This window comes from Mesobacillus sp. LC4, assembly GCF_053543455.1.
On record NZ_JBGCUB010000005.1, the window covers coordinates 46,171 to 62,019 of the forward strand.

General features: G+C 44.0%; 17 protein-coding genes. 16 read left to right on the forward strand and 1 reads right to left on the reverse strand.

Annotated features, from left to right (window positions below; genetic code table 11):
• Positions 1–134 precede the first annotated feature (134 nt).
• The 16 genes from AB5I83_RS15720 (at position 135) to spoVM (ending at position 15,175) form a co-directional block, all read left to right on the forward strand.
• The gene (locus tag AB5I83_RS15720) at positions 135–1,010 is read left to right on the forward strand and encodes a YicC/YloC family endoribonuclease (protein WP_448976544.1); all 876 of its coding nucleotides are present in this window, start codon (positions 135–137) and stop codon (positions 1,008–1,010) included.
• Between the two features lie 56 nt (positions 1,011–1,066).
• Positions 1,067–1,330 (forward strand): extracellular matrix/biofilm regulator RemA, encoded by a 264-nt coding sequence (gene remA / locus AB5I83_RS15725; protein WP_023614949.1) that lies wholly within the window; start codon positions 1,067–1,069, stop codon positions 1,328–1,330.
• Positions 1,331–1,339: 9 nt separating this feature from the next.
• Positions 1,340–1,954: a guanylate kinase gene (gene gmk / locus AB5I83_RS15730; protein WP_448976546.1), complete on the forward strand. Its 615-nt coding sequence runs from the start codon at positions 1,340–1,342 to the stop codon at positions 1,952–1,954.
• A complete protein-coding gene (gene rpoZ / locus AB5I83_RS15735) occupies positions 1,955–2,179 on the forward strand; it encodes a DNA-directed RNA polymerase subunit omega (protein WP_041965989.1) in 225 nt (74 codons plus the stop codon).
• Between the two features lie 150 nt (positions 2,180–2,329).
• Positions 2,330–3,541 carry a bifunctional phosphopantothenoylcysteine decarboxylase/phosphopantothenate--cysteine ligase CoaBC gene (gene coaBC, locus AB5I83_RS15740; RefSeq protein WP_448976549.1) on the forward strand — a complete coding sequence of 404 codons (1,212 nt, stop codon included), beginning with the start codon at positions 2,330–2,332 and terminating at the stop codon, positions 3,539–3,541.
• Complete coding sequence (priA, locus tag AB5I83_RS15745; RefSeq protein WP_448976550.1) at positions 3,538–5,952, forward strand: primosomal protein N'; 2,415 nt, start codon at positions 3,538–3,540, stop codon at positions 5,950–5,952. Before coaBC ends, priA begins: the two co-directional genes overlap by 4 nt.
• Positions 5,953–6,086: 134 nt before the next feature.
• Entirely contained in the window at positions 6,087–6,572 is a 486-nt protein-coding gene (def, locus tag AB5I83_RS15750; RefSeq protein WP_448976552.1) for a peptide deformylase, read from the forward strand.
• Complete coding sequence (gene fmt, locus AB5I83_RS15755; protein WP_448976554.1) at positions 6,569–7,522, forward strand: methionyl-tRNA formyltransferase; 954 nt, start codon at positions 6,569–6,571, stop codon at positions 7,520–7,522. Before def ends, fmt begins: the two co-directional genes overlap by 4 nt.
• Positions 7,515–8,864 carry a 16S rRNA (cytosine(967)-C(5))-methyltransferase RsmB gene (rsmB, locus tag AB5I83_RS15760; protein ID WP_448976556.1) on the forward strand — a complete coding sequence of 450 codons (1,350 nt, stop codon included), beginning with the start codon at positions 7,515–7,517 and terminating at the stop codon, positions 8,862–8,864. Before fmt ends, rsmB begins: the two co-directional genes overlap by 8 nt.
• A gap of 1 nt (position 8,865) precedes the next feature.
• The gene (gene rlmN, locus AB5I83_RS15765; protein WP_448976558.1) at positions 8,866–9,957 is read left to right on the forward strand and encodes a 23S rRNA (adenine(2503)-C(2))-methyltransferase RlmN; all 1,092 of its coding nucleotides are present in this window, start codon (positions 8,866–8,868) and stop codon (positions 9,955–9,957) included.
• Between the two features lie 4 nt (positions 9,958–9,961).
• Positions 9,962–10,714, forward strand: coding sequence for a Stp1/IreP family PP2C-type Ser/Thr phosphatase (locus AB5I83_RS15770; protein WP_226644522.1), 753 nt, complete (start codon positions 9,962–9,964; stop codon positions 10,712–10,714).
• Positions 10,715–10,719: 5 nt separating this feature from the next.
• Positions 10,720–12,675, forward strand: a complete 1,956-nt coding sequence (gene pknB, locus AB5I83_RS15775; RefSeq protein ID WP_448976560.1) for a Stk1 family PASTA domain-containing Ser/Thr kinase — start codon at positions 10,720–10,722, stop codon at positions 12,673–12,675.
• Positions 12,676–12,693: 18 nt separating this feature from the next.
• Positions 12,694–13,575: a ribosome small subunit-dependent GTPase A gene (gene rsgA, locus AB5I83_RS15780; RefSeq protein WP_448976562.1), complete on the forward strand. Its 882-nt coding sequence runs from the start codon at positions 12,694–12,696 to the stop codon at positions 13,573–13,575.
• Between the two features lie 3 nt (positions 13,576–13,578).
• Entirely contained in the window at positions 13,579–14,220 is a 642-nt protein-coding gene (gene rpe / locus AB5I83_RS15785) for a ribulose-phosphate 3-epimerase (RefSeq protein ID WP_448976564.1), read from the forward strand.
• A 91-nt stretch (positions 14,221–14,311) separates the two neighbouring features.
• Positions 14,312–14,959 (forward strand): thiamine diphosphokinase, encoded by a 648-nt coding sequence (locus AB5I83_RS15790; RefSeq protein WP_448976566.1) that lies wholly within the window; start codon positions 14,312–14,314, stop codon positions 14,957–14,959.
• A 135-nt stretch (positions 14,960–15,094) separates the two neighbouring features.
• Entirely contained in the window at positions 15,095–15,175 is an 81-nt protein-coding gene (gene spoVM / locus AB5I83_RS15795; RefSeq protein WP_167831967.1) for a stage V sporulation protein SpoVM, read from the forward strand.
• A 206-nt stretch (positions 15,176–15,381) separates the two neighbouring features.
• Here spoVM and rpmB read toward each other — a convergent pair whose 3' ends face one another.
• Positions 15,382–15,570, reverse strand: a complete 189-nt coding sequence (rpmB, locus tag AB5I83_RS15800; protein WP_023614934.1) for a 50S ribosomal protein L28 — start codon at positions 15,568–15,570, stop codon at positions 15,382–15,384.
• Between the last annotated feature and the right edge of the window lie 279 nt (positions 15,571–15,849).

Genomic DNA, 15,849 nt, shown 5'->3' on the forward strand with positions numbered 1-15,849 from the left:
TCCTGGAATCCGATAATATAAGGAAAAGGAGCAGAGTCGATCATCATGGATTTAGAGATTACATAAACAACAAGCCTGTTCCACGGGTTTACAGGAAAACTCGACTTTTTTTGAAAGAATGGATGTGTCTGAAAATGGTCGTCAGTATGACTGGTTTTGGAAGGAGCAGGGCTGAATCAGAGCGGTTCAGTGTCACAGTCGAGGTAAAAACGGTCAATCATCGTTTCTGTGAATTTCATATTCGCATGCCAAGGCAGCTCCTGAAAACAGAAGAAAAAATAAAAAAGAAACTCGGCGAACACATAAAAAGAGGGAGAGTCGAAGTATTTGTAACTTTGGAGGGCGAAGGCATAGTAAGTCGAAGAGTACATATTGACTGGGAAGCCCTGGACGACTTAGTCCATCACATAACTGAAATCAAGAACAGGTACAGCATAACTGGGGATATTGAGCTCAGGGATATTGTCAGCAGGGAAGAAATTCTCCGAATTGAGGATACAGAAGCTGAAAACGAAGAACTTGAACTTCTCGTCCTTTCTGCCGTCGAGGATGCAGGCAAACAGCTGCTTCAAATGCGCAAGCTTGAAGGGGCAGCTCTTGAAAAGGATATATTGCAGCATATCCTGCAGCTAAAAGAAAACATTTCAAGCGTAAGCAAGCTTGCACCGGATGTCATCTTGCAGTACCGGGACAGACTTCGTAAGAAAATGGCTGAATTGATGGAAAACCAGGCAGATGAGGACAGGATTCTTACTGAGGTTGCCTTTTTTGCCGATAAAGCTGATATCAGTGAAGAAATTGCCAGGCTAGAAAGCCATGTCAGTCAATTCAAGGAAATATTGAAGGGTGAAGAGCCTCTAGGCCGGAAACTTGACTTCCTGCTTCAGGAAATGAATCGAGAGGTCAACACGATCGGCTCCAAAGCAAACGATTCTCGAATCGCCAGGGAAGTTGTCGAGATGAAAAGTCTCCTTGAAAAGGTTAAGGAACAAGTACAAAATATAGAGTAGCGTTTAGAAAGGGTCTTGAAAGGCCAAAATAAATAACTGATGATTGGGGGACCATCATGGCAATTAAGCTTATAAATATAGGCTTCGGCAACATTGTTTCAGCTAACAGGATCATATCGATCGTAAGTCCTGAATCAGCTCCTATAAAACGGATCATCCAGGACGCTCGTGACCGTGGATCATTAATAGATGCGACATATGGAAGAAGGACGAGGGCTGTCATCGTCATGGACAGCGACCATGTCATTCTCTCCGCGGTTCAGCCAGAAACGGTGGCACACCGCCTGAATGACCGTGATGATATTATCGATGAAGGGTAGGACTTTTTAATGCAGGAAAAAGGATTGTTAATTGTTCTTTCAGGTCCATCAGGAGTTGGCAAAGGAACGGTCCGGAAAGAATTATTCTCCCAGCACGATACAGCATTTGAATATTCTGTGTCTGCAACAACAAGGCTGCCGCGTGAAGGGGAGCAAAACGGAGTGGATTATTTCTTCAAGACAAGGGAAGAGTTTGAAGAGATGATCAGACAGGATCAGTTGCTGGAGTATGCTGAGTTTGTTGGCAATTACTATGGAACACCTGTGGAGTACGTTCGCCAAACCCTCGATGCGGGAAGGGATGTTTTCCTGGAAATTGAAGTTCAGGGAGCAAGCCAGGTAAGGAGGAAGTTTCCTGAGGGGCTATTCATCTTCCTTGCACCGCCAAGCCTTTCAGAGCTTGAAAACCGGATCGTGACACGAGGCACAGAAACGGAAGAAATCATCAAAGGCCGAATGAAAGCTGCAAGAGAAGAGCTGGAAATGATGGAATTATATGATTATGTTGTTGAAAACGACCATGTTGAAAACGCAGCAGGCCGAGTTAAGTCAATCGTCGTTGCGGAGCACTGCCGCAGGGAACGAGTTCAACATCGCTATAAAAAAATGCTGGAGGTAGAATAAATGCTTAATCCTTCTATTGACTCTTTAATGACAAAAATTGATTCAAAATATTCATTGGTATCGGTTGCTGCTAAGCGCGCACGCAGCATGCAGGTCCATATGGATGCTAAATTAGATAAGTATGTTTCCCACAAGTTTGTTGGCAAGGCGCTCGAAGAAATCAACGCAGAAAAGCTTCATTTCAAGACAGCCGGAAGCCATGAAGAGTTAAATATCAACGAATAATACCGCGATAACAACCTATTTATTGGGTTGTTATTTTTTTGTTTAAGTCTTTAAAGGGCTAGCTATCTTGTCTATTTCATGCTTAATCTGTGAAAAAATGTTATAGTTCAATCATAATGATAGTTTGTTGTAAAATGGGGGTTCTCTGACATGCTGAACGGTAAAAAAATTCTATTGTGCGTGACCGGTGGGATCGCTGTGTATAAGGGTGCTGCGCTGACGAGCAAGTTGACTCAGGCAGGCGCTGAAGTGAAGGTGATTATAAGTGATTCTGCAGCAAAATTCGTTACTCCGCTCACTTTTCAGGCATTGTCCAGAAGTGAAGTTTATACAGATACATTCGATGAGAAAAATCCGGAAAATATAGCTCATATTCATTTAGCTGATTGGGCTGACTTGATTATCGTTGCCCCGGCAACGGCCAATATCATCGGCAAGCTTGCAAATGGGATTGCTGACAATATGATTTCCACTACACTTCTGGCCGCTACCGCACCAGTTTGGGTGGCTCCAGCGATGAATGTACATATGTACCAGCATCCTGCAGTCCAGAAAAACATGGAGATTTTAAAGAGCTTTGGTTATGAATTCATCGAACCTGGAGAAGGGTATTTGGCATGTGGATACACAGGTAAGGGCCGTCTTGAAGAACCTGAGACCATCGTTGAACTGGCCAGCCAATTTTTCACCCAAAAGGCCGGCGAGCTAGCTGGTAAAACGGTCTTGATTACTGCAGGCCCTACAAGAGAAAAAATCGATCCTGTCCGATTCCTCACGAACCATTCCACTGGCAAGATGGGGTACGCACTCGCAGGGGAAGCTGTGAAGATGGGGGCACGAGTGATCCTTGTTTCGGGACCGGTCAATCTGGAACCTCCAAAGGGAGCACAATTGTTCAAAGTAGAAAGTGCAGAGGAAATGTACCAGTCCGCCCTTGAACATTTTGATGAAGCAGATGTCATGATTGGTACAGCAGCGGTCGCAGATTACCGTCCGAAATATATATTTGAAGAGAAAATGAAGAAAAAAGAAGGCGATCAGGCTCTCGAACTTGAAAGGACGAAGGATATCCTGTTCGAGCTTGGACAAAGGAAAACGGGTCAGGTGATTGTAGGCTTCGCAGCCGAAACCAATGATGTTGATAATCATGCTAAGGGCAAGCTTTCCAGGAAAAATGCAGATATGATTGTGGCGAATAACGTCAAGCAGGAAGGGGCCGGCTTTGGCGCTGATACGAATATTGTTACTATTTTTAAAAAAGATGGCACAAATATCAATTTGCCTTTGATGTCCAAGTCGGAGGTAGCCCGCAATATCCTTGCTGAAGTTGTCCAGTGTTTTAATAAGGATGAAAGCTTATGAACATAGCAAGCGTCATTGTCGATGTGCCTGCAAAGCAAACGGACAAAACCTTTGACTATAAAATACCTGAAAAGTTCCAGGATGTGATCAAGCCAGGGACAAGGGTCATCGTACCGTTTGGTCCAAGAAAAATCCAGGGGTTTGTCAGGGAACTGAAGGACGAGTCCAGCTTTTCAAAACTACGGTCAATAATTGAACCACTTGATTTGACACCAGTACTGAATGAAGAACTTCTCGAGCTGGGGGACTGGCTGACTGAACATACATTAAGCTATAAAATCTCCTCTTACCAGGCAATGCTTCCGGCTGCATTGAAGGCTAAATATGAAAAGAAGATCGTCCTTGCAAAAGGTGCTGAAGTCACCGACCTTCCTTGGGATTTAAAAGAGTTATTCGCAGGGAATAGTGAAGTCAAATGGGAGGATGCTGTTTCCAGAGGGCTAGTCCAGCAACTGCAAAAGGAAGCAGCATCTGGCAGAGTTGATGTAGTATATCAGGTGAAGGACAGAGTGAGAAAAAAAAAGCTCAAGCATGTTGCCCCGAAAGTTGATCCAGACCAGCTGGCAGAGGCAAGGGATAAACTTTCCCCTCAAGCCTCGGGACAGCAAGCTGTCCTTGATTTCTTCCTGGAACACCCGGAGCCTGTCGAACAAAGGCTGATTCTTTCCACTCTAGGAGTCTCACAGGCATCAATAAATTCACTCGTTAAGAAAGACATACTGAAGGTTGAAGAGCTAGAGGTATATAGAGATCCTTATTCAGAGCGGGAATTTGAACGGAAAATGGCTCTCGAACTGACAACTGAGCAGGAACAAGCCATTGCTCCAATCCTCTCATCCATTGAGAATGAACGGCACGAAGTCTTTCTTTTATATGGTGTCACAGGCAGCGGCAAGACTGAAATCTACCTGCAGTCTATCCAGGAAGTACTTGGAAAAGGGAAAGAAGCGATTGTGCTCGTACCGGAAATCTCATTGACACCGCAAATGGTCACCCGCTTCAAGGAACGGTTCGGTGATCTAGTGGCGGTCATGCATAGCGGCCTGTCTGCAGGAGAGAAATATGATGAATGGCGGAAAATTCAGCGCAAGGAAGTAAAAGTGGTGGTAGGAGCCAGGTCAGCGATTTTTGCTCCATTTGAAAATATCGGCATCATCATTATCGATGAAGAACATGAAACGAGCTACAAGCAGGAAGAGAACCCAAGATACCATGCAAGGGACGTGGCGATCCAGCGTGCTAAAACGAATGCTTGTCCGGTTGTCCTCGGCAGTGCTACACCTTCGCTTGAATCATTTGCCAGGGCACAAAAAGGACGTTATACTTTGCTCTCATTGCCAAAGCGGATGAACAATCAGGCGCTGCCAACGGTTGAAATTGTCGATATGCGAGAGGAACTGCGAACAGGAAACCGTTCGATGTTTTCGGTTAACCTTTTTGAAAAGATAAAAGACAGGCTTGAAAAAAAAGAGCAGACTGTTCTGTTTTTAAATAAACGCGGTCACTCCTCGTTTGTAATGTGCCGTGATTGCGGATATGTGATGAACTGTCCGCATTGCGATATCACCCTGACATACCACCGTTATAATGAACAGATGAAATGCCATTATTGCGGATATGAAGACAGGGTGCCGACCATTTGTCCCGAATGCAATAGTGAGCATATACGTTATTTCGGGACAGGGACGCAGAAGGTTGAGGAAGAATTGTTAAAACTGATTCCTGAAGCAAGGATCATAAGAATGGATGTCGATACAACGGGCAGGAAAGGGGCGCATGAAAAGCTGTTGACTGCTTTCCAGGAAGGTCAGGCGGACATTTTACTAGGAACGCAAATGATCGCGAAAGGGCTGGATTTCCCAAATATCACGCTAGTAGGGGTCCTGTCAGCTGACACCATGTTGAATCTGCCAGATTTCCGTTCTTCGGAAAAAACTTTCCAGCTTTTGACGCAGGTCAGTGGTAGGGCAGGAAGGCACAAGCTTCCTGGAGAGGTTGTGATCCAGACCTATACTCCGGAACATTATAGTGTCGAGCTTGCCGGCACGCAGGACTATGACCGCTTTTATCAGCAGGAGATGCTGATCCGCAAGGTCCACCAGTACCCGCCATTTTACTACCTTTCCCTGGTAACAGTAAGCCATGAAGAATTGATGAAGGTTGTATCGGTTACTGAGAAGATAGCGAAGTACATTTCATCCAGGCTGACAAAGGAAGCAGTCGTATTGGGGCCTGTAGCGTCTCCAATCCCGCGGATCAACGATAGATATCGATACCAATGTCTGATAAAATACAAAAAGGAACCAGAACTTAAAAATGCTCTCAAATCAATACTCGATCATTATCAGCAGGAAATGGGAACAGGGAAGTTGCAGATTTCCGTTGACCTTAACCCTTATATTCTGATGTAATGATCATTTTCAGGAATCATGGTTTGAGGAAGCCTTGTGAAATTTTGCTAAACTAGCCATCAGGAAAGTTTACGAAAAAAGATGATTGAACAAGCTAATACTACTATTTAAATGGATTTATTGGAGGATTTATTTTGGCAGTAAGAAAAATAGTAACTTACCCAGCGGACATCTTGGAGAAAGAATGCGACCAGGTCACCGTTTTCGATAAAAAACTGGCGAAGCTGCTGGATGACATGTATGATACAATGATTGAATTTGATGGCGTCGGTTTGGCCGCCCCTCAAATAGACTTAAAGATGCAAATTGCCATCGTCGATATCGATGATGAGCACGGAACGATCGAATTGATCAATCCAGAAATTCTCGAAACTAAAGGGGAACAGACTGGTCCAGAAGGATGTTTAAGCTTCCCGGGATTATATGGAGAGGTCACACGCCCGAATTATGTGAAGGTCAAGGCTCAAAATCGCAAAGGAAAGAGCTTTGAATTAGAAGCAGAGGAGTTCTTGGCAAGAGCGATCCTTCATGAAGTAGATCATTTGCACGGAGTGTTATTTACCACAAAGGTTTCAAAATATATTGACGAAGCCGAGTTAGAGGAGTTGAACCAGGAATGACAAGAATCGTATTTATGGGAACTCCGGACTTTTCTGTACCGGTTTTAAGAAGATTGGTTGATGAGGGCTATGATGTCATCGGAGTAGTCACCCAGCCTGATCGTCCGGTTGGCAGAAAACGGGTACTGACTCCGCCGCCTGTAAAAGCAGAAGCGATCAAGCATAATATCCCGGTTTATCAGCCGGAAAAGATCCGCCAGCAGGATGAGCTGGATAAAATCCTGGCTCTCGAACCAGATTTAATCGTTACCGCTGCTTTTGGTCAAATTTTACCAAATCAGCTTCTAGAGGCACCGAAGTATGGCTGTATCAATGTCCATGCTTCCCTTCTTCCAGAGCTGCGCGGTGGGGCACCAATCCACTATGCAATCATTGAAGGAAAAGAGAAGACGGGAATCACGATTATGTATATGGTTGAAAAATTGGACGCTGGTGATATCCTGACACAAGTCGAAGTGCCAATTACCGAAACGGATACCGTTGGGACATTGCATTATAAAATGAGCTCAGCTGGTGCGGACCTTTTATCAGAAACGATTCCTAAGCTGTTAAAAGGGGAAATCACTCCTGTTCCACAAAACGATGAAGATGCTACATTCGCATGGAATATCAAGCGCGAACAGGAAAAAATCGACTGGAACAGAAGCGGAGTGGAAATTTATGACCATATCCGCGGTATGAATCCGTGGCCGGTAGCCTATACGACAATGGATGGAACAGTAATGAAGGTATGGGGTGCCAGTAAGGCAAACTATACGGGTAGTGAGCCGCCTGGTACAATGGTCAAGATTGAGGAAGATGGTTTTGTTGTCGCGACTGCTGATGATACGGCAATAAAAATTACAGAGCTTCAGCCAGCAGGCAAGAAAAAGATGGATGCCAAGCAATTCTTGCTGGGTGCAGGGGCTAACTTACAGCCAGGCGTAAAGTTAGGAGACATCCATGAGTAAAAAGAAGAATGTCAGGGATACTGCATTGCAGCTTCTCGAAACAATAGAAAAGAACCAGGCATACAGCAATCTGCTCTTAAATAATGCGATTGAAAAAAATGAAATCAACCCAATTGACGTGGGCTTGCTCACAGAATTGGTCTATGGTACGCTCCAGCGGAAAATGACCATCGATTTTTACCTTAAGCCATTTATTGAGAAAAACAAGAAGCTTCAAAGCTGGGTTGTCAATCTGCTGCGCATGACACTGTACCAGATGGTGTATTTGGATAAGATACCTGAAAGAGCGGCTATTTATGAAGCAGTTGAAATTGCGAAGCGCAGGGGGCATAAAGGTATTGCGAGTCTTGTGAATGGTGTGCTGAGAAGCATACAAAGAAACGGATTGCCTTCACTAGATGCAATCGCGGATCCTGCCGAAAGAATATCGATTGAGACGAGCCACCCTTTATGGCTTGTAAGAAGATGGGTAAATCAATTTGGTTTGGAAAAGACCAGGGAAATGTGTGAAGTGAACTTAACAGCACCTCTACAGACTGGCAGGGTCAATTTGACGAGGATTTCACGGGATGAGTGCCTTGACCTTCTTGATGAAGAAGGGTTTGAAGTAGAACCAAGCCCGATTCTCCCAGAAGCGATCAAATGCCTGAGAGGCAATCTGGCTTCATCCAAAGCGTTCAAATATGGTTTGTTAACCATTCAGGATGAGAGTTCCATGCTGGTTGCCCACGCGCTGGGCATTAAAGAAGAAGAAGTGATTCTTGATGCATGTGCAGCACCAGGAGGGAAAACTACTCATATCGCTGAGAAGCTGGCCAATAGCGGCAAAGTGATCTCACTCGATCTCCATGAGCACAAGGTCAAGTTAATCTCGGAAAATGCTGAGCGTCTTGGTCTTAAAAATATCGAAGCTCAAAAAATGGACAGCCGTCAGGCTGCGGCTCAATTTGAAAAAGAATCGATTGACCGGGTATTGCTGGATGCTCCATGCTCTGGCTTAGGTGTTATGAGACGAAAGCCGGATATGAAGTATACTAAGCAAGAACAGGATCTATCACAGCTGCAAACCATTCAGCTAAGCCTGCTCGAATCTGTTGCCCCGCTTTTAAAAGCGGGAGGGACACTTGTATATAGTACGTGCACGGTTGACACTGCAGAAAACCAGGAAGTTGTGCAAGAATTTTTACGCGCGCATCCCGAATTCGAAGGAGATACAACTTTTTCAGAAAGAATGCCTGAGACAATCAAACCATTGATCGATGGGTTTGATGTGCAGATTCTTCCGCAGGACTTTGGTTCTGATGGGTTTTATATTGCTTGTTTAAGAAAGAAGGTGGAATAACATGGAACAAGAAAAAACAACCAGAAATGCAACAACAGAAGATACAGCGAAAAAGTCCATTTATTCACTTCAGCTTGATGAATTGAAGGATTGGCTGAAGGAACAAGGAGAAAAGCCATTCAGGGCAGAACAGGTCTTTGACTGGCTCTACAAAAAGAGAGTGGTTTCATTCGAAGATATGTCCAATCTCTCCAAGGGTCTAAGGGACAAGCTGGAGGAGCATTTCGTATTGACAACACTCGATACAATTATTCAGCAGACCTCACAAGATGGAACGATCAAGTTCTTATTTGAAATGCATGATGGCAAGTCCATTGAAACCGTACTTATGAGACATGAGTATGGAAACTCTGTTTGTGTAACTACACAGGTAGGCTGCAGGATTGGCTGTACTTTTTGTGCTTCAACACTTGGCGGTCTAAAAAGGAACCTGGAAGCAGGAGAAATTGTCGCTCAGGTCGTAAAAGTACAACAGGCACTTGATGAGACGGATGAGAGAGTAAGTTCAATCGTCATCATGGGAATCGGCGAACCTTTCGATAATTATGACAATATGCTTTCATTCCTTAAAATCATGAACCATGATAAAGCCATGAATATTGGTGCACGTCATATTACCGTTTCCACAAGCGGGATCATTCCCAAGATCTATCAATTCGCAGATGAAAATATGCAAATCAACTTTGCGATTTCTCTGCACGCTCCGAATAGCGAACTGCGCAGCAGGCTGATGCCGATCAACCGTGCATATAAGCTTCCTGACTTGATGGATTCAGTCCGCTATTATGTGAACAAAACAGGACGGCGAATCAGCTTTGAGTATGGTCTTTTTGGCGGTGTGAATGACCAGGTTGAGCACGCTGAAGAGCTCGCACAGCTGGTTAAAGGATTGAAGTGCCATATCAATTTGATTCCGGTCAACTATGTACCTGAACGTGATTACGTAAGGACACCAAAGAGCCAGATCTTCAAGTTTGAACGTACTCTTCGCGACCGTGGAGTGAATGTGACAATCAGAAGAGAACAAGGGCATGACATTGAAGCAGCTTGCGGACAACTTCGGGCGAAAGAAAGAAAAGAAGAGACGAGGTGACAAGATGAAGGCTGTTTTCATGACAGACAGGGGAAAAGTCCGCCTGCATAATGAAGACAATGGCGGCATATTTGTTAACTCTCACGGTCAGCGCCTTGCCATCGTAGCAGATGGCATGGGCGGCCACCGTGCGGGTGATGTTGCCAGTGACATGACAACCAAGCATCTGAGGGATTTATGGGAAAGCTCAACAAAGATACATACAGCAGAAGAAGCAGAAAAATGGATGGAAGAAGCAGTTTTACAAGTCAATAAAGATATTTTCGAGCATTCCATGAAAAACACAGAATGTGAAGGTATGGGAACAACCATCGTGGCGGCAATTTGTACAAATCTTTTCGCGACCATTGTAAATATAGGTGACAGCCGTTGTTACTTGTTGAACGAAACAGGTTTCAAGCAGTTGACGGAGGATCATTCTCTTGTAAACGAGCTGGTTCGATCCGGACAGATTTCAAGGGAAGATGCAGAGCATCATCCAAGGAAAAATGTTCTTTTAAGGGCGCTCGGTACTGAAGAGTCAGTCGAGATGGATGTGAAAACAATTATCTTTGAAGAGGAAGATGCCTTGCTGCTTTGCTCGGATGGCCTTTCCAATAAAGTAGGGCAGGAAGAAATGGAGAGCATCGTTACAAACAAAGAAATGACACTTGAAGATAAAGCGGCTGAATTTATCAAAAGGGCAAACGAGTACGGCGGCGAAGATAATATAACTCTTGCTATCGTCGAATATCAGGAATTCAACGAGGGCAGGTGAAGAATATGATTATCGGAAAAAGAATCAGCGGGCGTTATAAAATCAAGGACATGATTGGCGGCGGAGGCATGGCGAATGTCTACCTTGCTCATGACATGATTCTCGATAGGGATGTAGCGGTCAAGATGCTTCGTCTCGATTTTGCCAATGATGATGAGTTCATCCGCAGGTTCCATAGAGAAGCACAATCTGCAACCAGTCTTGCACACCCTAATATCGTCAGTATATATGATGTCGGGGAAGAGGACGGGCTATACTATATTGTGATGGAATATGTCGATGGTCAGACTTTGAAGCAGTACATACAGCAGCATGCGCCAGTGCCGGTTGAAGAAGCCCTGGACATCATGAAGCAGCTTACTTCAGCAATCTCACATGCCCATCAAAATCATATTGTCCACCGGGATATCAAGCCGCATAATATCCTGATCGACAGCAACGGTACCGTGAAAATTACCGATTTCGGTATAGCGATGGCTTTGAGCGCGACCAGTATCACGCAAACGAATTCGGTACTCGGGTCTGTTCATTATCTATCTCCTGAACAAGCAAGAGGTGGCATGGCAAATAAGAAATCAGATATCTATTCGATTGGGATTGTCATGTTCGAATTGCTTACAGGAAGACTTCCGTTTTCGGGTGAATCAGCCGTATCAATTGCCTTGAAGCATTTACAGTCCGAGACTCCATCTTTAAAGAGATGGAATCCACAAATTCCTCAAAGCGTTGAAAATGTGGTTCTTAAGGCAACTGCGAAGGACCCTTTCCATCGATATGATACTGTGGATGAAATGGAAGAGGACTTGCGTACGGCACTTGATGCCAAACGTTTGAATGAAGGGAAGTTCGCCATACCAGAAGATGATGAAGCAACAAAGGCAATACCAATTATCACAAATGATCGTCCTTATCATCATCTTGACGAGACGATTGTACGTAAAGATGCTCCGGGTTCGATCGATGCTCAACAGGCAAAGCCGGAGAAAAAGAAGAAAAAGAAATGGCCAATTATACTGACGGTATTATTCTTATTGATTTTGACTGCGGGAACCTTGATGGTAACGATAGGACCCGATATATTTGGTCCTAAGGAAAAGGAAGTACCAGATGTAAGTGGCATGGAAGTAGAAGACGCTGTCGCTGAACTGATGTCTGAAGGCTTTGTCGTTGGAGATCGCAAGGAAATCAGCGATGATGAAGTAGAAGAGGGAAATGTAATCCGCACCAATCCGAAAGCCGGAAAGATGATCAAAGAAGGCAATAAAATCGACTTGTACATCAGTACAGGAAAAGAAACAATGGAGTTGTCGGATTATAGGGGCAGGAATTACGATGATGTCTACAGGCTGCTGGAAGGTAAGGGCTTCAAGGATATTAAAAAAACCGAAGAGCATGACGATAGTGAACCGGGTACCATCCTTGATCAAAATCCATCTGGTGGTGAATCCGTCATTCCTGAGGATACAACTTTGGAATTCAAAGTCAGCAAGGGACCAGAATTGGTCACATTGCGTGATTTAAAAGGATACAACCAAAGCAACCTCGACGTATATGCTGAAAACACTGGCCTTGTCATTGAAAGTACTGAGGAGGCTTATCATGATACAATTCAAGCAGGATCGGTCATTTCCCAAAAACCTGAACCAGGTACTGAGTTGAAACCAGGCAGTAAGGTAAGTGTTGTCATTTCTAAGGGACCTGAGCCATTACCTCCTAAAGAAAAAACAATTGAAATTACCATACCATATCAGCCGGAAGAAGAAGGAGTATCTCAGGAAGTAAAGATCTATATTAGTGACATGAATCGTGAAGAATCTGTTCCTGCAGAGACCTTTAAAATAACTGAGGATACAACCCGTAAACTCACTTTTATGATAGCACCAGGCCAAGAGGCTTATTATCGAGTGACGGTTGACGATGTACCTTATACAGAGGATGGAGTTCCTTATCCAGAAGACTAACAGACAGGGAGTGTTGCTATGCCTGAGGGCAAAATTATAAAGGCGCTGAGCGGTTTTTATTATGTTGCAAATGAAGATGGGGTTGTCCAATGTCGCGGCCGCGGCGTTTTTCGCAAAAACAAGGTAACACCGCTGGTAGGTGACGAAGTCGTTTTTCAGGCTGAGAATGATACGGAAGGGTATATCCTTGAAGTCAAAAGCCGCAAGAATGAATTGGTACGCCCGCCGATTGCGAATGTAGACCAAGCCATCCTTGTTTTTTCAGCTGTAGAACCCGATTTCAGTACAGCTCTGCTCGACAGGTTTTTGGTACTTGTTGAATATAACCAAATCGAGCCACTCATCTGCATCACAAAAATGGATTTAACAAATGAAGAGCAAAAGTCCCGGTTGGAGGAATACGCTAAGGACTATCGGAATGCAGGATATGAGGTTATTTTTACTTCCTCTGAAACTTCAGAGGGCCTGGAAAAACTAAAACCCCATATCGAGGGCAAGATATCTGTTTTTGCCGGGCAATCCGGAGTGGGAAAATCATCTCTGCTAAATGCAATCCGTCCGGACCTGGAGTTGAAAACCGATGATATATCCTCCCATCTGGGCAGGGGGAAGCATACGACAAGGCATGTTGAGCTTATTACCATCAATAATGGACTAGTAGCGGACACTCCCGGTTTCAGTTCTCTGGAATTCACAGAGATTGAAGCGGAGGAACTGAATTCATGCTTCCCGGACATCGCTGAGATCAGTGAGGATTGCAAATTCCGGGGTTGCCTTCATATGGCTGAGCCTAAATGTGCTGTCAAAGCAGCAGTAGAGTCAGGTTCATTGCCAGAATACAGGTATTCGCATTACAAGGACTTCTTGTTAGAAATCAAAGATAGAAAGCCGAGGTACTGAAACATGGTGAAAATTGCACCTTCAATTTTATCAGCCGACTTTGCCCGCCTGGGGGAAGAAATCAAGGATGTCGAACGAGGTGGAGCTGATTATATTCATGTGGATGTAATGGATGGGCATTTCGTGCCGAATATAACGATAGGTCCTCTGATTGTTGAAGCAATCAGGCCTGTAACAAAGCTGCCGCTTGATGTCCACCTGATGATCGAGAATCCGGACCAGTATATCGAAGCTTTCGCAAAGGCAGGAGCGGATTATATTACTGTTCATGTGGAAGCCAGCAGGCATCTTCACAGGACGGTTCAACTGATTAAATCTACAGGTGTTAAAGCGGGAGTTGTCCTGAATCCGGCAACGCCCGTGGACAGCCTGAAGCATATCATCGAGGATGTAGACATGGTGCTGCTTATGTCCGTGAACCCTGGATTTGGCGGCCAGAAATTCATTTCCTCCGTACTGCCGAAAATCAAGCAGGTGAAAGAACTTGCAGACGCACTGAATCCTGATCTCGAGATTGAAGTCGATGGCGGCGTGAACGAAGAAACAGCCAAGCTTTGTGTAGAAGCAGGAGCAAATGTACTTGTAGCCGGTTCAGCAGTCTTTAATAAGGAAGACAGAGGAGCTGCTATCGCAAGCTTAAGATAGTATTAAAGCCAGCCGTCACATGCGGCTGGCTTTATTTAGCTTATTGTTTTAAAAGAGAATGTTTTTAACTGGAAAAAAGGAGCTTGTTTTCATGATTATAAACTTAGTAGCAGGAGGACCGGCAAACCTGATACCAGACTTTCATTCATATGACGAAAGAAATGTAATCTGGATTGGGATTGATCGGGGTGTATCCTATTTATTGAAGGCGGGCATCAAACCATCAGCCGCTTTTGGCGATTTTGACTCCGTGTCAGAAGCCGAATTGTCAGAGATTGAAGAAGCAGTTATGGACGTGAATAAATTCAAGCCTGAAAAAGATGAGACAGATATGGAACTAGCTTTAAACTGGGCTCTTGAGCAGAAACCAGAAACTATAAAGGTATTTGGCGCAACCGGTGGAAGGTTGGATCATTTGATGGCAAACATCCAGCTTCTGGTCAAGCCTCTTCAAGATGGTTCTTCTATTCATATCGAAATGATTGATACAAAAAATATTTTATATGTTAAAGGGCCAGGCACCTACTCCGTGAGCAAGATGGATGAATTTAAATATATTTCCTTCCTCCCTGTAACACCAGCAGTCTCTGGACTGACGCTAGAAAATTTTAAATACCCATTAAATGACTGTCATATTCCAATGGGGTCGACACTATGTATTAGTAATGAACTTATTAGAGGTCATGGTAATTTTTCATTTTCTGAAGGCATATTATTAGTTGTAAGGAGCAAGGATTGAAAGGTCTTCTAGAAGCTCTATTCATGAATTGAATTCACGTACTTCCATGAAAGGAGCAATTTTTGCATACCGGCGAATATACTGTACGGATGCAGAAAGAAGACTGGTTTTCGAGAGATGGTGAGGAGGGACGGTATGAGATTCTATACAATCAAACTGCCTAAATTTTTAGGGGGCCTCGTACGGGCGATGTTAGGTGCATTTAAAAAGGAATAGAAGCGATAAAAGAGTAAAATAAGAGAGAATACGAAAACTCCCTTGGCACCCTGAAAATGGGGTGCTATTATTTTTGCCCCCATTGGGAAGAATGAGAATGGAGACGGACCAAATAGTCACACAAAAATAAAAAAGGCACCCTCATGGATGCCGTGCAGCTTCCTGCCGGCTGCAGGAGCCAGGCAGAACATCTGCGACTTTTTTAATTAAACGCGCTCAACTTTACCTGATCTTAGAGCTCTTGCAGATACCCAAACACGCTTAGGCTTACCGTCTACAAGAATACGTACTTTTTGAAGGTTAGCACCCCATGTACGCTTGTTAGCGTTCATTGCGTGAGAGCGTGCGTTACCAGAACGAGTTGATTTACCAGTTACTACACATTTACGTGGCATATGATTTCCCTCCTAACTGACAAAAGCTGATACTATTGTTTTGCTGCAATTATTTGCATATCGTCAGAATTGCGAATAAATAGGATAACCTTTTCTCTGACATACTTTAATAATTTATCATAGAAGTTTCCCATTTGCAATAGTTCTGGCGAAAGCTATAAAGAAAAAAACCTTGACATATAGTTGAGATTCTTGCTGAATAATAAAGGGAAGCGCAGAATAACTTTAAAAATTGATTGGCTTATAGTAAAATAACTGTAGCATAATGCTATTTTTCCA